The following is a 17,957-nucleotide window of genomic DNA, read 5'->3' on the forward strand; positions in this document are numbered from 1 at the left end:
ACCGGCGGACGAAAAAAAAAGCTGCGTAAGCAGCTTTCTTTAAAGAGGCGAGCCTGATCTGCGGCACTTGCGGTGAATAGCTGTGGCTGCTTCGTTCCCGACCTGACCAGGTTGGCCATGCCGCAATGCGCAGGGGCCCGCCGGCTGCAATTATAACCGCTCCACGCAATTCTGCCTAATGCGGCCGCGCGCCAATAAGCAAGCTGTGCCGCACTCGGGACTGGCGGCGACGCCGAGTCCCCGAATGCGGCTCAGCCTGGCTGATTTCACCCGCACGATTACAGGCCCGATTACAGGCCCAGTTCCTGCCAGATCTGGTCGACGCGGGCTTTCACCTCCGGCGCCATGGCGATGGTGGCGCCCCACTCGCGCGTGGTTTCGCCCGGCCACTTGTTTGTGGCGTCTATGCCCATCTTGCTGCCCAGGCCGCTCACCGGCGAGGCGAAGTCCAGGTAGTCGATCGGCGTGTTGTCGACCAGGGTGGTGTCGCGGGTCGGGTCGACGCGGGTCGTGATGGCCCAGATCACCTCGTTCCAGTCGCGGATGTTGACGTCCTCGTCCACCACCACGATGAACTTGGTATACATGAACTGGCGCAAAAAACTCCAGACCCCGAACATCACGCGCTTGGCATGGCCGGCGTACTGCTTGCGGATCTGCACCACCGCCATGCGGTAGCTGCAGCCTTCGGCCGGCAGGTGGAAGTCGACGATCTCGCTGAACTGCTTTTGCAGCAGCGGCACGAACACCTCGTTCAGCGCCAGGCCCAGCATGGCCGGCTCGTCCGGCGGCTTGCCGGTATAGGTGGAGTGGTAGATCGGGTCGCGCCGCATCGTGATGCGGTCGATGGTAAACACCGGGAAAGAGTCCTGTTCATTGTAATAGCCGGTATGGTCGCCATACGGCCCCTCCAGCGCGTGCTCGTAGCCGCTCGGGTGGTTCTCGTCCGGATAGATGTGCCCCTCGAGCACGATCTCGGCCGACGCCGGCACGCGCAGTTCGCTGCCGATGGCTTTCACCAGCTCGGTGCGGCTGCCGCGCAGCAGCCCGGCGAACTGGTATTCGGACAAGGTATCCGGCACCGGGGTCACCGCGCCCAGTATCGTGGCCGGGTCGGCGCCCAGCGCCACGGCGATCGGATACGGCTGGCCCTTGGTCTGGATGGCGTGCTCGCGGAAGTCCAGCGCCCCGCCCCGGTGCGCCAGCCAGCGCATGATGACCTTGTTCGGCCCCAGCACCTGCTGGCGGTAGATGCCCAGGTTCTGGCGCTTCTTGTTCGGGCCCTTGGTGATCACCAGGCCCCAGGTGATCAGCGGCGCCACGTCGCCCGGCCAGCAGTGCTGGATCGGCAGGCGCGACAGGTCGACATCCTTGCCCTCCCAGACGATTTCCTGGCACGGCGCGCCGCGCAACTCTTTCGGCGACATGTCCCACACGGCTTTCACCAGCGAGCCCATGTCCATCAGATCCTTGAAGCCCTTGGGCGGCTCCGGTTCCTTCAGCCGCGCCAGCACATGGCCGATCTTGCGCAGTTCGCTGGTGTCCCTGGCGCCCATGCCGAGCGCCACGCGGCGCTGGGTGCCGAACAGATTGCCCAGCACCGGCATGCTGTGCCCGGTCGGATTCTGGAACAGTAAAGCCGGTCCGCCGGCCCGCAACACGCGGTCGCAAACCTCGGTCATCTCCAAATGCGGCGAAACGGGCGCCAAAACAGTCTTTAGTTCGCCCATTTTTTGCAACTGGGCAATGAAATCACGCAAATCGGAATATTTCATACTTTTTTACTTTTTTTTCTCTTCAGACCCGCTGGACGAGGTTTTTCGGTCAAGTGGTTGATTTTATTGGTTTTTGCTAGTTTGCAAGCAAAAAAGCTAGATTCATAAGTTATAAAGAACGGCCGTGTTAGTATTGACGTGATATAAAACGGCTTCTACAATTTGCCTACTTGAAGAGGATATGGTCAGTTAGCCAACTTTAGCACTGCTAACATCTGCTAACCGCCGTCACTCATTCATTCACGGAGTCGGGGCTCCACATGACATTTTAAGGAGTGTTTTCAAAAGGCGTCTGCCTTACCCCCGAAAAAAGTTGTATTGCGACTGTTTACAAGAAGGCCTCCAGCATACGCTCCAGGCAGTAACAGCTCAGGCAAGCAATGATGGCGTCCGGCGCGCGCTCACGGCGGCTTCGGACGAATGATATTTCTGATGCACGGCATTGGCACATCAATCTGGCTGCGTTTTTGCGCGGCGGGGATGCGCTCGTTACGGACATTTCAGGGGAGTTCTGAATGACTAATCGTTTCATCTCGGTAGCCGGCGCTACCCGTCAGCTGGCGCATGCCGCCACTGGCCTGGCAAGCTCGCGCGTTTCCGTGCGCAGCGTGCTGACCACCGCACAACACACTTTGACCGTTTTCGGCGTCAGCGCCCTGGTCATGATTGCCGTCCTGTATGCCCGTCCCGACCTGGCCCAGGCCCTGAGCAAGAGCCTGCTGCAAGAACCGGCCGCCGCGCTGGCCGTCACGGCCCCGCCGCTGCACGAACTGATGGAAGGCCCCGCCAACGGCACAGCGGCCGCCGACAAGGCCATGACGCCCGAGGAAAAGGCCATGATGGGCACCCGGAAGCAGCAGCAATGGGTCACCTCCTGGCTGTCCAAGCGCTACCGCGTGGCTGGCGACGCCGCCGACATGCTGGTGTCGACCGCCTACCTGACCGCCAGCGAGATCAAGCTGGACCCGCTGCTGATCCTGGCCGTGATGGCCATCGAATCGGGCCTGAACCCCTTCGCGGAGAGCCCGATGGGCGCGCAGGGCCTGATGCAGGTGATGTCCAAGATACACCATGAGAAATTCCAGGAAATGGGCGGCGTGCAAGCCGCGCTGAACCCGGTCGCCAATATCCGCGTCGGCTCGCTGATCCTGAAGGATTACGTGACCCGTGGCGGCTCCGTGGAAGCCGGCCTGAAGACTTACGTGGGCGCCGCCGCCTTCGAGACCGACGACGGCTACGGCTCGCGCGTGCTGGCCGAATACCGCCGCCTGAAGCAGGTTTCGGCGGGCAAGAAGGTACCCACCACCAACCCGGTGATGGCGGCCGCCCCAGCCACCACCAAGCAGGTTGAAGCGGCTGTGGCCGCCACCACCGTGGCCGCCAAGCTGCCCGATTCGCAGCTGGCCGGCCTTTAATCGGCCGCCGATAGCAAAAAAGCCGCGTGAGCGGCTTTTTTTACGTCCTGCGTTTTACGTCCCCCGTCCGGCATTTGCCGCTGCTGCCGGCGCCGGCAGCAGCGCAAACCGTCAGCGCTTCTTGTCGTTCTCGACTTCTTCCGGACGCAGGCGGCCGGCCAGCTTGTCCAGCACGCCATTCACGTACTTGTGGCCATCGATGCCGCCGAAGGACTTGGTCAGCTCCACCGCTTCGTTGATGACGACGCGGTAAGGGATTTCCAGGTTGTTCTTCAGCTCGAACGCGCCCAGCAGCAGCACGCCGTGCTCGATCGGCGACAGCTCGGACACGCCGCGGTCCACCAGCGGCGCAAAGCTCTCGCGCAGCGCCTGGCAGTCCTTGATGGCGCCGTACAGCAAATGCGTGAAGTGCTCGCCGTCCGCCTTGTCGAAACCGTGCGCGGCGCGGATGTTGTTGACGATGGTGGTGGCGTCTTCGTTGTTCAGCAGCCATTGGTACAAGCCCTGCAGCGCGAACTCGCGCGCGCGGTGACGCGGCGTGCGGTTCTTGCTCGGGTTGGCGTGTAGTGATTTGTCGGTCATGATTTCCTGCCTGTTCTTATTGCTACTATTATTCGTCGTCGCCGCCGTCTTGCTGGAGTTCTTCCAGCGCGATCGACAGGTTGGCCATTTCCACGGCCACGCGGGCTGCATCGGCGCCCTTGACGGCCATGCGCACTTCAGCCTGCTCGTCGTTTTCGGTGGTCAGCACGGCGTTGGCGATCGGGATGCCGAAGTCCAGGCCGATGCGCGTGATGCCGGCGCCCGACTCGTTCGACACCAGTTCGAAGTGGTAGGTTTCACCGCGGATGATGGCGCCCAGCGCGATCAGCGCGTCGAACTGCTGCGACTCGGCCAGCTTTTGCAGCACAAAGGGGATCTCCAGCGCGCCCGGAACGGTCACGTGCAGCACGTCCTCGTCGGCCACGCCGAGATGCTTCAGTTCGGCCAGGCAGGCCGACAGCAGGCCGTGGCAGACGTCTTCGTTGAAGCGCGCTTGAACGATACCGACGCGCAAGCCGTCGCCGGACAGATTGGTTTCGTAGCTTCCTACGGTCATGGCATGCCTCTTTTCTGTATATATAAATGTTGGTTGAACGGGGGATTACGCGGCCGGTTTGGCGACGTAGCCCGTGACTTCGAGGTCGAAACCCGCCATGGACGGCATTTTGCGCGGACTGGCCAGCAGCTGCATCTTGCGCACGCCGACGGCGCGCAGGATCTGGGCGCCGATGCCGTAGTCGCGCAAGCCCATGCTGGCGGCGCGGCCTTGCGGCTTGACGTCCTTGGCCAGCGCGCTGAACTGGCTGAACAGCTGGTCGGCCGTTTCCTCGCAGTTCAGCAGCACGATCACGCCCTGCTCCGACGCCTTCACCGCCTGCATCGACGACGAGATGTTCCACGAGTGGGTGGTCGCCTCCGATTCAAGCAGGTCCAGGATGGACACCGGCTGGTGCACGCGCACCAGCGATTCCATGCCGGGCGCCATGTCGCCGTGCACCAGCGCCAGGTGGGCCGAGCCGGTCGGCGTGTCGCGGAAGGCGATCATGCGGAAGTCGCCGTAGGCGGTCTTCAGCGGACGCTCGGCCACGCGCTCGACGATGCACTCGTTCTGGCTGCGGTAGTGGATCAGGTCCGCGATGGTGCCGATCTTCAGGCCATGCTCCTTCGAGAACTCCAGCAGGTCCGGCAGGCGCGCCATGGTGCCGTCGTCCTTCATGATCTCGCAGATCACGGAGGCCGGGGTCAGGCCCGCCATCGCGGTCAGGTCGCAGCCCGCCTCGGTATGGCCGGCGCGCATCAGCACGCCGCCCTTCTGGGCTTTCAGCGGGAAGATGTGGCCCGGCTGCACAATGTCGAGCGGCACGGCGTTCTTGGCCACGGCCACCTGGATGGTCTTGGCGCGGTCGGCCGCCGAGATGCCGGTGGTCACGCCCTCGGCAGCTTCGATCGACACCGTGAAGTTGGTGCCGAAGGAGGTGCCGTTGCGGGCCGTCATCATCGACAGGTCGAGCTGCTTGCAGCGCTCCTCGGTCAGGGTCAGGCAGACCAGGCCGCGCGCGTGCTTGATCATGAAATTGATGGCTTCCGGCGTCACGAAGTCGGCCGCGAGCACCAGATCGCCTTCGTTTTCCCGGTCTTCTTCATCGACCAGGATCACCATGCGGCCAGCGCGCAATTCGGCGACGATTTCTTCGGTGCTGGAGATAGACATTTCAAATCCTTGGGTTCGGGTTTCCTTAACCCTCTATTTTAAAGGATTTGGCGCAACTCTTCTAAAACTCCGCCTTAATTCCCTGCGGAACAGGCGTGCGCCCCTGAAATAGCGCGCGGAGTAGCATCAATCCGAAAATAAGAGGCCCTCATGGCGGAGACAGCATGCCACTCTCAGCAACAGAAACCAGCGCCGCGGACCCATCGGACAACGACACGGACGCCGACACGGACACCGGCATGGACGACGGCACGGCCGCCGGGCCGGCCGCGCCTTCCCACACCATCCTGATCGTCGACGACCGTCCCACCAACCGCGCCTTCCTGCTGACCTTGCTCGGCTTCACGCCGCACCAGCTGCTGGAAGCGTCCGACGGCGCCCATGCGCTGGCGCTGGCGCGCCGCGAGCGGCCGGACCTGGTCATCACCGACATCCTGATGCCGACCATGGACGGCTACGCCTTCACCCAGCAGCTGCGCGCCGACCCGCAACTGGCCGACACCCCGGTGATCTTCTTCAGCGCCACCTATTCGGTGCACGAAATGCATGCCATGGCCGCCACCTGCGGCGTGCGCACCGTGCTGCCCAAGCCGTCCGACCCGCAAACCATCCTCGATGCGGTGAACCAGGAACTGGGCCTGGGCCCGGACGGGCAGCCGCCGGCCTCGCCCGTCTCCGGCAAGGCGGCCGCCGCCGCGCACGCCAGCAACGCCGAGCTGGCCTCCAGCTTCGCCGCCATGACCCCGCCCACGCCGGCGCTGGCGGCGGCCATGGAGTCGCCGCTGGTGGCGCTGGGGCTGCGCCTGAACAGCGAGCGCGACGGCGCCGCCATGGCCGCCATCTTCACCCGCGCGGCGGTCGACATCCTGCACGCCGAGTGCATGGCGCTGTGCCTGCTCGACAGCCAGGAAAGCGGCGTGGCCCACCTGTGCGCGCACGGCATCGACCCGGCCGTGCTGCGGCCCTGGCTGCTGGACCGCTCGGCCCTGCCCGGCTCGCTGCTCGACACCACCCACATCGTGCGGCGGGCCGCGCCCGAAGGCATGCTGCAAGGCCTGCCGCCGGGCCACCCGCCGGTGCGCAACCTGCTGGGCCTGGCCATCCGCGACCGGGTGCACCTGTACGGCTGGCTGTATTTTGCCGGCCGGCGCAACAGCGCCGACTTCAGCCAGGAAGACGCGCAAACCGCCGCCACCCTGGCCGCCCAGCTCGCGGTGGCCTACGAGAACATGAATCTGTACCAGGTGGTGCAGCGCCACGCGGCCCAGTTGCAGCTGGAGGCCTCGGCCCGGCGCGAGGCCGACGTCGCCCTGCGCGCCAGCGAAACGCGCTACCGCGCCATGAGCGAATCGGCGCCGGACGCCATCGTCACCCTGGACGACGAGTTGCACATCCTGCACTTCAACCGCGCCGCCGCCGCCATGTTCGGCTACACCGAGGAGGAGATGCGCGGCGAAAGCGTGCTGCGCCTGCTGCCCGAGCGCTTCCGCGACACCGCGCGCATGCGCTATCTGCACTTCCGCCGCACCAATGAGCCGTATTACAGCGGCCGCGTGCTGGAGGTGTACGGGCGCCGCAAGAACGGCGAGGAGTTCATCGCCGAACAGGCCTTGTCCATCGTGCCGCTGGACGGCAAGCACATCTACACCGCCATTCTGCGCGACACCACCCAGCGCCGCGCGCTGGAAAGCCGGCTGCGCCTGTCGGCCCGGGTGTTCGACAACACGCGCGAGAGCATCATGATGACCGACGCCGAGAACAAGCTGATCGCCGTCAACCCCGCGTTCGAACAGATCACCGGCTACACCGAGGCCGAGGTGCTGGGCCAGAATCCGCGCCTGCTGCGCTCGGGCCGGCACGACGCCGCCTTCTACCGCGCCATGTGGGAAAGCCTGGACAGCAGCGGCGAGTGGCGCGGCGAAATCTGGAACCGCCGCAAGAACGGCCAGATCTATCCGGAACGCGCCAGCATCAACGCGGTGCGCGACCAGAACGGCGAGACCACGGCCTATGTGTCGGTGTCGAGCGACATGACGGCGCTCAAGGAGGCCCACCACCAGCTCGACTTCCTGGCCAACCACGACCCGCTGACCCTGTTGCCCAACCGCAACCTGCTGAACGACCGCCTGCAGCTGGCCATGGCGGCCGCCGAGCACAGCCACCACCTGGTGGCCATGCTGCTGTTCAATGTCGACCGTTTGCAGCGCATCAACGACAGCCTGGGCCACGACGCCGGCGACGCGCTGCTGCAAACGCTGGCGCAGCGCCTGTGCAAAATCCTCACGCCGGGCGACACGCTGGCCCACCTGGGCGGCGACGAGTTCGCGCTGATGCTGACCAAGTGCCGCGACGTGGACGACGTCATCGTCGCCACCCGCCAGCTGATGGACAGCATAGCCCAACCCTTTGCCCTGCCCGCCACGCCGACCGGGCAGAACGTGTACGTGACGGCCAGCGTCGGCATCAGCATCTACCCGCGCGACGGCAACACGCCGAGCGCGCTGCTGATCGGGGCCGACGTGGCCCTGGGCCATGTCAAGGACGCCGGCCGCAACGGTTTCCGCTTCTACACCGGCGAAATGAACGCCCACGCGCTGCGCTTCATGTCGCTTGAAACGCATTTGCGCCACGCCGTCGAGCGCGGCGAGCTGCAGCTGGTCTACCAGCCCCAGGTGCGGCTGTCGGACGGGCGCATCGCCGGCATGGAGGCGCTGCTGCGCTGGAACAGCCCCGAACTGGGCGCGATTCCGCCGGCCGACTTCATCCCGCTGGCCGAGGACACCGGCCTGATCCTGGAAATCGGCAGCTGGGTGCTGCGCGAGGCCTGCCGCCAGAACCGCGCCTGGCAGCAGGCCGGCCTGATCCCGATGCCGGTGGCGGTCAACGTCTCGGCGCGCCAACTGGCGGCCGGCAACCTGCCGGCCATCGTGCGCGGCGCGCTGCAGGACAGCGGCCTGTCGGCGCAGTGCCTGGAGATCGAGCTGACCGAGACCGTGATGATGCACGACAGCGAAGCGAACCATGCGCAACTGGCCGAACTGGCCGACATGGGCGTAGCCGTGGCGCTGGACGATTTCGGCACCGGCTATTCCTCGCTGGGCTATTTGTCGCGCTACACGCTCGACAAGCTCAAGATCGACCAGGCTTTCGTGCGCAACATCACCACCGAGCCGCGCAGCGCGGCCATCGCCCAGGCCACGGTCGCGCTGGCGCACGGCCTGTCGCTGACGGTGGTGGCCGAAGGCGTCGAAACCGAAGGCCAGCTGAACTATCTGCGCAGCATAGGCTGCGACAAGATCCAGGGCTATCTGTTCAGCCGCCCGCTGGCGGCCGACGCCATGGCGGCCATGCTGCGCGAGCAACCCATGCTGCAGCAAGGCAGCCTGGAAGCTGCGCCGACGCGCACCCTGCTGCTGCTGGACGACGAGCCCGGCATCCTGTATTCGCTGGTGCGCCTGTTCCGCCGCGAAGGCTACCGCGCGCTGGTGGCGCAGGATGCCTACCAGGCGCTCGAACTGCTGGCCCTGCACCCTGTGCAGGTCATCATCTCCGACCAGCGCATGCCCGGCATGAGCGGCACCGACTTCCTGGCCCGCGTGCGCGACCTGTACCCGGACACCGTGCGCATCCTGCTGTCCGGCTACGCCGATTTCAACGCCGTGGCCGACGCCGTCAACCGTGGGTCCATCTACAAATGCATCAGCAAGCCCTGGGACGACGCCGAGCTCAAGGAAACCGTGCGCGCCGCCTTCCGCCACGCCGAGCACGCCGAAGAGCGGCGCCGGGCGGGTTGAATGGTAGCGCTACACAGGGCGGCTTTTTTCGGGTAAGGTAACGCCTCCCACTCATCTTCGATTCTTGGACCGCCACCATCGTGACCGCACACACCACCGAACTTGCCCCCCGCCTGCTGTGGCAGCTGGGCGCCGAACTGGGCGAAGGGCCGCTCTGGCTGCCCGAGCAGCAGCGCCTGTATTTCGTCAACCTGAAAGGCAAGGCGCTGCACGCGCTGGACGCCGACGGCAGCCGGCACAGCTGGACCCTGCCTACCTTCATCTGCTGGATCGTGCCGCGCGCCGACGGCGACGGCTTCCTGGCCGGCCTGCGCGACGGCGTGGTGCGCCTGTGGCTGGAGCCGGAACTGCGCTTCGACTACCTGGCCCGCCCGGTACAGGACAAGCCCGGCGTGCGCCTGAACGACGCCAAGGCCGATCCCGAGGGCCGTTTGTGGCTGGGCACGATGAACTCGGCCGACGTGCACCGCCCGGACGGCCAGCTGTTCCGCCTCGACGCCGACGGCGTCCTGAGCGCGGCGCTGGACGGCTACCACATCTGCAACGGCCCGGCCTTCAGCCTGGACGGGCGCACCATGTACCACAGCGACAGCCTGCACGGGCGCACCTACGCCTACGACGTGGCGGCCGACGGCAGCCTGGGGCCGGCGCGCCTGTGGCGCCAGTTCGGCGACGGCGAAGGCTCGCCGGACGGCATGACGGTCGACAGCGAAGGCTGCGTGTGGATCGCGCAGTGGGGCGGCGGCCGCGTGTGCCGCTACAGCCCCGACGGCGAACTGCTGGCCACCATCGCCATGCCCGTGTCGCAGCCCGCGTCCTGCGTGTTCGGCGGCCCTGAGCTGAAAACGCTGTACATCACCAGCGCCTGGGAAGGCATGAGCGACGCGCAACGCGCCGCCGAGCCGCTGGCCGGTTCGCTGTTCGCGGTCGACCTCGACGTCCCCGGCGTGGCGCCCGCCCGCTACGGCAAGTAAGCTCCCCGCCCCTCTAGCTCGGCCGCCGCATAAGCTTACTCGCGGCGGCCGTATAAACTAGCACAATCTTATTCGTTCCACCACGCTGCGCGCGTGGCTAGACTCGGTGCATCAGGTACTCATAACCTGTCATGACAGGTCAGCCACCATGCCGAGCAAAGCGTTCCACCCCACCGAACTATCGCCCGTTCCGCTCCACACCCAGGTGCGCGAACGCCTGCGCGAGCGCATCCTTGACGGCAGCTACCCTGCCCACGCGCAGCTGCCCGCCGAAAGCGAATTGGGCAGCCTGTTCAACGTCAGCCGCATCACCGTGCGCCAGGCGCTGGGCGACCTGCACAAGGACGGCATGATCTTCAAAGTGCCCGGCAAGGGCACTTTCGTCTCCAAACCCAAGGCCTTCCAGGAACTGACCCAGCTCGAAGGCTTCGCCGAAGCCATGTCGCGCATGGGCCATGAAATCTACAACCAGGTCACCAGCCACCAGACGCTGCCCGCCCCGCCCGAGGTCGCGCGCAAGCTCGGCCTGGCCAGGGACCAGGCGGTGTCCGAGATCAAGCGCATCCGGCACCTGAACCGCGAGCCGCTGTCACTGGAAGTGAGCTATCTGCCGCAAGCGATCGGCGAGCGGCTGCACAGGGAGGACCTGGCCGGGCGCGACATCTTCCTGATCCTGGAAAACGACTACGGCATCGCCCTGGGACGGGCCGACCTGCAGATCGAAGCCGCGCTGGCCGATCCCGCGCTGGCCCTCGCGCTGCGCGCGGCCGAAGGCAGCGCCGTGCTGCGCATGGAACGCCTGACGCACACCGCCGCAGGCGCCCCCCTCGACTTCGAGTACCTCTACTTTCGCGGCGACGCCTTCCAGTACCGGATGCAGATCGCCCGCCGCAACTAAACCATCAGGAGAACCCATGGAAACCCATATTCAAACAGTCGACGTGCTGGTGATCGGCGGCGGCACCGCCGGCCCGATGGCCGCAGTCAAGGCCAAGGAAGCCAATCCCGCGCTGCGCGTGCTGCTGCTGGAGAAAGCCAACGTGAAACGCAGCGGCGCCATCTCGATGGGCATGGACGGCTTGAACAACGCCGTCGTGCCCGGCTTCGCCACACCCGAGCAGTACGTGAAGGAGATCACCACCGCCAACGACGGCATCGTCAACCAGGCCACCGTCATGGCCTATGCGCAGGGCAGCTACCCGATGATCGAAGAGCTGGACCGCTGGGGCGTGAAGTTCGAAAAGGATGAAAACGGCGACTACGCGATGCGCAAGGTGCACCACATGGGCACCTACGTGCTGCCGATGCCGGAAGGGCACGACATCAAGAAGGTGCTGTACCGCCGCCTGAAGCGCACCCGCGTCGAGATCACCAACCGCCTGGTGGCCACGCGGCTGCTGACGGCGGCCGACGGCAGCATCGCCGGCGCCATGGCCTTCGACTGCCGCAGCGGCGACTTCCACGTGATCCGCGCCAAGACCGTGGTGCTGTCCACCGGCGCGGCGGGCCGCCTCGGCCTGCCAGCCTCCGGCTACCTGTTCGGCACCTACGAGAACCCGACCAATGCCGGCGACGGCTACAGCATGGCCTACCACGCCGGCGCGGAACTGAGCGGCATCGAGTGCTTCCAGATCAACCCCCTGATCAAGGACTACAACGGCCCCGCGTGCGCCTACGTCACCGGCCCGTTCGGCGGCTACACCACCAACGCCAAGGGCGAACGCTTCATCGAATGCGACTACTGGAGCGGTCAGATGATGCAGGAGTTCTACAACGAGCTGCAGGGCGGCAACGGCCCGGTCTTCCTCAAGCTGGACCACCTGGCCGAGGAAACCATCAGCACCATCGAGGAAATCCTGCACACCAACGAGCGCCCGAGCCGCGGGCGCTTCCACGAAGGTCGCGGCACCGATTACCGCCGGCAGATGGTGGAAATGCACATCTCCGAAATCGGCTTGTGCAGCGGCCACTCCGCGTCCGGCGTGTGGGTCAACGAACACGCCGAGACCACGGTGGCCGGCCTGTATGCGGCCGGCGACCTCGCTTGCGTGCCGCACAACTACATGCTGGGCGCCTTCGTCTACGGCAAACTGGCAGGCGAAAGCGCGGCGCGCTACTGCTCCGTGCACGACCTGGCCGAGGTCGACGAGGCCCAGGTGGCGGCGGAGCGCGAGCGCGTGTGGGCGCCGCTGAACCGCAAGGAAGGCCTGCCGCCGTCGCAGGTGGAGTACAAGCTGCGCCGCATGGTCAACGACTACCTGCAGCCGCCCAAGGTGACACGCAAGATGGAACTGGGCCTGCAGCGCTTCGAAGCCATACGCGCGGACCTGGAGCGGCTCACGGCCGCCAATCCGCATGAGCTGATGCGCGCCATGGAGGTGCACTTCATCCGCGACTGCGCCGAGCTGGCCGCGCGCGCCTCGCTGTACCGCACCGAGAGCCGCTGGGGCCTGTACCACAACCGCGTCGACCACCCGGAGCGCAACGACGCCGACTGGTACGTGCACGTGCAGGTGCAGAAGGTGGACGGCGCAATGACCTGCTTCAAACGCCCCATCGCGCCCTACATCGTGCCGCTGGACGAACAGGAAAAGTCCGCCTACCGGCACCTGCGCGTGCGGGATACACAAGAACCACTGGCCGCCTGAGGAGAACCATGCCAACCGCCTACACCCCATCCAGCGTCCCGGTGCGCGTCGACGACGAACTGTGCATCGCCCACAAAGGCTGCACCGTGTGCGTCGACGTCTGCCCGCTGGACGTGCTCGCAATCGACATCGTCAAAGGCAAAGCCTATATGAAGTTCGACGAGTGCTGGTACTGCATGCCTTGTGAAAAAGACTGCCCGACCGGCGCAGTCACCGTCGACATCCCTTATCTGCTACGTTAGGAGAACGCCATGCATCAAAAACTGACCGCCCTGCTGCTTGCCCTCGCCGTGGCGGGCGGCGCCAGCGCTGAAACCATACGCGTCGCCATCGGCACGCAAGACACCACCATCAACTGCGCCACCGGCGGCTTGCTGATACGCGAACTGAAGCTGCTGGAAAAATTCCTGCCGCGCGACGGCAAGTACAAGGACGCCCAGTACGACATCCAGTGGAAGAACTTCACCTCCGGCGCGCCGCTGACCAATGAAATGGTGGCCGGAAAACTGGACCTGGGCTCGATGGCCGACTTCCCCGGTTCCTTCAACGGCGCAGCGTTCCAGAAGGCCGGCAAGCAAAGCCAGTTCATCACCGTGCTGTCGGGCAGCACGCTGGGCAGCGGCAACGGCATCGTGGTGCCGAAAGCATCCACCGTGCAGTCGCTGGCGGAATTGAAAGGCAAGACCATTTCCGTGCCGTTCGCCTCCACCGCGCACGGCATGCTGCTGCGCGCCGTCAAGGCGCAAGGCTGGGATCCCGAGCGCGACGTCACCATCGTGACGCAGGCGCCGGAAGTGGCGGGTTCTGCGCTGCAAAGCAACAAGATCGACGCGCACGCCGATTTCGTGCCGTTCGCCGAACTGTTCCCGCATCGCGGCTTCGCACGCAAGATCTTCGACGGCTCGCAAGCGAACGCGCCTACCCTGCACGGCAGCCTGGTCGACACCGACTTCGCCAAAAAGTATCCGGAGATCGTGGTCGCCTACCTGCGCGCCGCCATCGAAGCGGAGCGCCTGATCTCGGCCGAGCCGGAGAAGTACAGCGAGCTGATCGCCAAGGTGACCGGCATCGAGGCGGAGGTGAACTACCTGTTCCACGGCCCGCTCGGCCTGCAGACGCGCGACTTCACGTGGAAGCCGGAGTACCGCCAGGCCGTGCAGACGTCGATCGACACGCTGCGCCTGATGAAGCGCACCGACACCAGCCTGGAGCTGGGCAGCTTCATCAACGACCAGTATGTGCGCGCCGCCTTCAAGCAGGCCGGCATCGACTACGACGCGCGCCTGAAGAACTACGGCCGCCAGCCGCTCAACGCCAGGGACGCCGCCAGCGGAAAAGCCATCACCGACTTCAAGCGCGTGGCGCAGCTGTGGGTCGAAGGCGAAGCGCTGGTGCGCAGTTACGCCTCCACCGAAGCGGCCTTCAGCGAACTGGCCAAGCTGGAAAAGGCAGGCAAGAAAATACGTGTGGTGTACGCCCACGACCGCAACAGCGGCCTGAAGCTGCTGGCCGAGGATGCATGGTACGTCAGCGCCAAAAAGGAAATCAGCAGCTTCCTGCTGAAGGATGCGGCCGAAGCGTGGGCCAGGCAGACCGGCGGCAAAGTGCTCGACTATAGCGCCGCCAAGAGCGCCATCTGACCGGGAAAGCCATGAGCACCGCAGCCACCTCCCCCTCCAACCCCGCCAGCCTGCCCGGCCGGGATCCTACGGCGCCCCCCGTTTCGGCGCCTCGGCACGGGGTCTCCGGCGCCGCTTCGGAGGCCTCGGCGCAGACCCGCGACGTACCTGGCGGCGCGCCGGGCCTGGACCACGTCTGCGTGGTCCCGCCAGCGCCGGCCGCCCCCCTTCCGCGCCAGCCCCGCACAAGCGCAACGGGTGCACAGCGGCAGCTAGTCTCACCGGCCGCCAGCCCTGCCCGCTCCCTGCTGCTGTCTCTGGCGCTGCACGCGCCAGCGCCGGCCCGCATCGCGCTGCGGCTCGCATCGCTGCTGGCCTGCGTGCTGGCTTGGCAGTCGGCCTCGACGCACCACCTCGACCTCGGCCTGGTGACCTTCCAGAACGTGCCGCCGCCGGCCGACGTGCTGCGCGCAGGCTGGGAGCTGCTGCAGTCGCCCAAGCTGCTGACGCATCTGGGCGCCAGCCTGGCGCGCGTGTTCAGCGGCTTCGCGGCGGCGGCGCTGGCCGGCATCGTGCTCGGCCTGCTGATCGGCCGCTCGCGCTGGGCCGAGGACGCGCTGCTGCCGCCGCTGGAAATGCTGCGCCCCATCCCCGCCGTCGCCTGGATACCGCTCGCCATCCTGATGTTCCCGTCGTCCGAAATGTCGATGGTGTTCATCACTTTCACCGGCGCGCTGTTCCCCATCCTGCTCAACACCGTCCATGGCGTCGAACACGTGGACGCCCGGCTGGTGGCCTCGGCGCGCAGCCTCGGCAGCGGCAGGCTGTCCGTATTCGCCGAAGTGATACTGCCCGGCGCCGCGCCGAGCATCGTCACCGGCCTGTCGATCGGCATGGGCACCGCCTGGTTCTGTCTCGTCACCGCCGAAATGATCTCGGGGCAGTTCGGCATCGGCTACTACACCTGGGCCTCGTACACGATCCAGAACTATGCCGAAATCGTGGTCGGCATGCTCGTCATCGGCCTGTTCGGCATGGGCAGCAGCGCCCTGATCAAACGCATCGGCACCGCCTGCATGCCCTGGCAGCGCCAGCAAAAGGAGAACGCATGAGCACACCATCCGCAAGCCAGGGCCATATCCGCATAGCGAACCTGCACATCCACCTCGGCCAGGGCGCCCGCTCCTTCGAGACCGTGCAGGACATCACGCTGGACGTGGCGCCGGGCGAATTCGTCTGCCTGCTGGGACCATCTGGCTGCGGCAAGTCGACCTTGCTGGGCGCGCTGGCAGGCCATCTGCAGCCCAGCCACGGCAGCATCACCGTCGACGGCCAGCCGGTGCAAGGCCCGCACCCCGAGCGCGGCCTGGTCTTCCAGCAGCACACGCTGTTCCCCTGGAAGAAGGTGCTGCAGAACGTCGCTTTCGGCCTGAAGATGCAAGGCGTGCCGCGCGCCGAACGCCATGCGCGCGCGCAGGAGCTGATCGAACTGGTCGGCCTGGCCGGCTTCGAGCAGCACTACCCGTCGCAGCTGTCCGGCGGCATGCGCCAGCGCGTCGAGATCGCCCGTGTGCTGATCAACCACCCGCGCGTGATGCTGATGGACGAACCCTTCGGCGCGCTCGACGCGCAAACGCGCCTGATGATGCAGCAGCTGTTGCTCGACGTCTGGGCACGGATCAAGACCAGCATCGTCTTCATCACGCACGACATCGACGAAGCGCTGTTCCTGGCCGACCGCATCCTGGTCATGAGCCCGCGCCCCGGCCGCATCATCGACGAACTCCGGCTCGACTTCGAACGCCCGCGCGATGCCGATCTGGTCACCTCGCCCGAATTCACGCGGCTCAAGCGCCACTGCCTCGCGCTGCTGCACCCGTCGGTGCACGCGCTGCCGCTGGAACGCCTCAGCCCGCTGGGCCGGGCCGCCGCCTCCCCCCGCCACAGCCTGTTGAAGAAAAACGCATGACGACCCTTTTGAACGACGACCCCGCCCTGCTGCAGCGACTGCAGGCCGAAGACAGCGGCGTGCGCCGCATCGCCCTGCTCGACCTGGCCGACATTGCCGATGACGAGCACACGCCCCTGTTCATCGCCGCGCTGCGCGATCCCGCCGCCGAAGTGCGCATCGAAGCGGCGCGCGCGCTGGAAACGTGGGAATGCCCGGACGGTGTGGCCGCGCTGGCCGCCGCGCTGGCCGACGACGACGCCGAGGTGCGCGCGGCCGCCGCGCAGACCCTGTCCGAGCTGAAGCAGGCTTCCTCGGCCGCCGCTCTGCTGCCGCACACGGCGCACCGGCTGCCGTCGGTGCGTGCCGCCGTGCTGCGCGCCCTGCGCGAACTGCGCGTGCCCGCCAGCCTGGCGCCGGCGCTGGCAGCGCTCGCCGACAGCGACGCCACGGTGCGCCGCGAAGCCGTTTCCGTGCTCGGCTACCTGAAGCATTCCGGCGCCATCGCCGCACTGACCGCCGCCGCCACCGACGACGCGTCCCCCGACGTGCGCCGCGCGGCCATCGGCGCGCTGGGCTACGCGGGCGGCCAGGATGCCGCGCCAACCGGCCCAGCGCAGGCCGCTGCCCCGGCGCCGGCCTTCCCCCCTGCCGCGGCCCAAAACCGCCACGCGCCGGCGCAGACCGCACTGGCCGGGCCGCTCCCGACCGCGCACGCTATCGGCCTGCCACCGGCGGCACCGGCCGCCGCTGGACAGTGGGACGCAGCCCTGCCAGACGCAGCGCGGACTGCCGAAGCCCCCGTGGCAGTGCTGGCCGCCTTGCTTGGCGGCCTCGCCGATCCATCATGGCAAGTGCGCGAGGAAGCCGCCGGCACGCTGGGCAAACTGCGCCTGCCCGCCGCCGCCGCGCCGCTGGCAGCCGCCCTGGACGACGCCTACTGGCAAGTCCGCCTGCGCGCCGCCCGCAGCCTGGGCCGCTTGCGCCACGCCGGCGCCGTGCCCGCGCTGTCCGCCACGCTCAGCCACACCATCGGCAACCTGCGCAAGGAGGCGGCGCTGGCGCTGGGCGACATCGGCGACCAGGCGGCCCTGCCCGCGCTGGCAGCCATCGAACACGATCCGGACCCGGAAGTGCGCAAGGCCGCCCGCCTGGCCATTTCCCAGATCCAGCAAGCGGCCGCGCGATGAGTATCCAGGCCATCCGCAACAACGCGGCGCAAGCTACGGTCGACATCGTGCTGCAGGACGGCGCCGGCCGCACGCTGACGCACGCCGCCCTGCGCGCCGCATGCCGCTGCGCCGACTGTACCGCCCTGCGCCGCGCCGGCGGCCAGCCGTACGTCGACGGCGGCATACGCCTGCTGGCCATCGAACCGGTCGGCGCCTACGGCGTGCAGCTCATCTTCAGCGACCGGCATGACCGTGGCATCTACCCCTGGCCCTACCTGGAAAAACTGGCGGCGACTCCTCCTTAAGTGAGCGGCGCGAATTGCGCAATCGGCTTAGGATAGGCACTCCCTGCACAACG

The 17,957-nt window shown here is 66.7% G+C and carries 15 protein-coding genes and 1 other RNA gene; 11 read left to right on the forward strand and 5 right to left on the reverse strand.

The window, feature by feature from the left end:
- Nucleotides 1-43: 43 nt before the first annotated feature.
- Together ffs and ubiD are read right to left on the reverse strand one after the other, a co-directional pair.
- An RNA gene (gene ffs, locus ACSQ8Y_RS15520) (signal recognition particle sRNA small type) lies at nucleotides 44-142 on the reverse strand.
- A gap of 148 nt (nucleotides 143-290) precedes the next feature.
- Complete coding sequence (gene ubiD / locus ACSQ8Y_RS15525; protein ID WP_436267349.1) at nucleotides 291-1,775, reverse strand: 4-hydroxy-3-polyprenylbenzoate decarboxylase; 1,485 nt, start codon at nucleotides 1,773-1,775, stop codon at nucleotides 291-293.
- 515 nt (nucleotides 1,776-2,290) lie between these two features.
- On the opposite strand from ubiD, the gene ACSQ8Y_RS15530 reads away from it, so the two are divergent.
- A complete protein-coding gene (locus ACSQ8Y_RS15530; RefSeq protein ID WP_436267350.1) occupies nucleotides 2,291-3,190 on the forward strand; it encodes a transglycosylase SLT domain-containing protein in 900 nt (299 codons plus the stop codon).
- Nucleotides 3,191-3,301: 111 nt separating this feature from the next.
- Here the strand turns inward: ACSQ8Y_RS15530 and nusB are convergent, their stop codons facing one another.
- Genes nusB through ribBA form a run of 3 tightly spaced genes read right to left on the reverse strand, consistent with a single transcriptional unit; the run spans nucleotide 3,302 to nucleotide 5,444 of the window.
- The gene (gene nusB, locus ACSQ8Y_RS15535) at nucleotides 3,302-3,772 is read right to left on the reverse strand and encodes a transcription antitermination factor NusB (RefSeq protein ID WP_436267351.1); all 471 of its coding nucleotides are present in this window, start codon (nucleotides 3,770-3,772) and stop codon (nucleotides 3,302-3,304) included.
- Between the two features lie 28 nt (nucleotides 3,773-3,800).
- Complete coding sequence (gene ribH, locus ACSQ8Y_RS15540; RefSeq protein ID WP_436267352.1) at nucleotides 3,801-4,289, reverse strand: 6,7-dimethyl-8-ribityllumazine synthase; 489 nt, start codon at nucleotides 4,287-4,289, stop codon at nucleotides 3,801-3,803.
- A 45-nt stretch (nucleotides 4,290-4,334) separates the two neighbouring features.
- Nucleotides 4,335-5,444: a bifunctional 3,4-dihydroxy-2-butanone-4-phosphate synthase/GTP cyclohydrolase II gene (ribBA, locus tag ACSQ8Y_RS15545; RefSeq protein WP_436267353.1), complete on the reverse strand. Its 1,110-nt coding sequence runs from the start codon at nucleotides 5,442-5,444 to the stop codon at nucleotides 4,335-4,337.
- A 164-nt stretch (nucleotides 5,445-5,608) separates the two neighbouring features.
- Here ribBA and ACSQ8Y_RS15550 point away from each other — a divergent pair, with 164 nt between their 5' ends.
- From ACSQ8Y_RS15550 to ACSQ8Y_RS15595, 10 genes are all read left to right on the forward strand, one after another.
- Nucleotides 5,609-9,238, forward strand: a complete 3,630-nt coding sequence (locus tag ACSQ8Y_RS15550; RefSeq protein WP_436267354.1) for an EAL domain-containing protein — start codon at nucleotides 5,609-5,611, stop codon at nucleotides 9,236-9,238.
- Nucleotides 9,239-9,318: 80 nt separating this feature from the next.
- Nucleotides 9,319-10,212 carry an SMP-30/gluconolactonase/LRE family protein gene (locus ACSQ8Y_RS15555; protein ID WP_436267355.1) on the forward strand — a complete coding sequence of 298 codons (894 nt, stop codon included), beginning with the start codon at nucleotides 9,319-9,321 and terminating at the stop codon, nucleotides 10,210-10,212.
- 148 nt (nucleotides 10,213-10,360) lie between these two features.
- Nucleotides 10,361-11,110, forward strand: a complete 750-nt coding sequence (locus tag ACSQ8Y_RS15560; RefSeq protein WP_436267356.1) for a GntR family transcriptional regulator — start codon at nucleotides 10,361-10,363, stop codon at nucleotides 11,108-11,110.
- 16 nt (nucleotides 11,111-11,126) lie between these two features.
- The gene (locus ACSQ8Y_RS15565; protein WP_436267357.1) at nucleotides 11,127-12,860 is read left to right on the forward strand and encodes a fumarate reductase/succinate dehydrogenase flavoprotein subunit; all 1,734 of its coding nucleotides are present in this window, start codon (nucleotides 11,127-11,129) and stop codon (nucleotides 12,858-12,860) included.
- Between the two features lie 8 nt (nucleotides 12,861-12,868).
- Entirely contained in the window at nucleotides 12,869-13,102 is a 234-nt protein-coding gene (locus ACSQ8Y_RS15570) for a 4Fe-4S dicluster domain-containing protein (RefSeq protein ID WP_436267358.1), read from the forward strand.
- 9 nt (nucleotides 13,103-13,111) lie between these two features.
- Entirely contained in the window at nucleotides 13,112-14,500 is a 1,389-nt protein-coding gene (locus tag ACSQ8Y_RS15575) for an ABC transporter substrate-binding protein (RefSeq protein WP_436267359.1), read from the forward strand.
- Nucleotides 14,501-14,784: 284 nt separating this feature from the next.
- Nucleotides 14,785-15,591, forward strand: a complete 807-nt coding sequence (locus tag ACSQ8Y_RS15580; protein ID WP_436269837.1) for an ABC transporter permease — start codon at nucleotides 14,785-14,787, stop codon at nucleotides 15,589-15,591.
- Nucleotides 15,588-16,448, forward strand: a complete 861-nt coding sequence (locus ACSQ8Y_RS15585; RefSeq protein ID WP_436267360.1) for an ABC transporter ATP-binding protein — start codon at nucleotides 15,588-15,590, stop codon at nucleotides 16,446-16,448. Before ACSQ8Y_RS15580 ends, ACSQ8Y_RS15585 begins: the two co-directional genes overlap by 4 nt.
- Complete coding sequence (locus ACSQ8Y_RS15590; RefSeq protein ID WP_436267361.1) at nucleotides 16,445-17,617, forward strand: HEAT repeat domain-containing protein; 1,173 nt, start codon at nucleotides 16,445-16,447, stop codon at nucleotides 17,615-17,617. Before ACSQ8Y_RS15585 ends, ACSQ8Y_RS15590 begins: the two co-directional genes overlap by 4 nt.
- Nucleotides 17,614-17,904 carry a gamma-butyrobetaine hydroxylase-like domain-containing protein gene (locus ACSQ8Y_RS15595; RefSeq protein ID WP_436267362.1) on the forward strand — a complete coding sequence of 97 codons (291 nt, stop codon included), beginning with the start codon at nucleotides 17,614-17,616 and terminating at the stop codon, nucleotides 17,902-17,904. The genes ACSQ8Y_RS15590 and ACSQ8Y_RS15595 overlap by 4 nt, the downstream gene beginning before the upstream one ends.
- Nucleotides 17,905-17,957: the final 53 nt, after the last annotated feature.

The organism is Pseudoduganella sp. LjRoot289, assembly GCF_964252925.1.
Classification (GTDB): domain Bacteria; phylum Pseudomonadota; class Gammaproteobacteria; order Burkholderiales; family Burkholderiaceae_D; genus Rugamonas.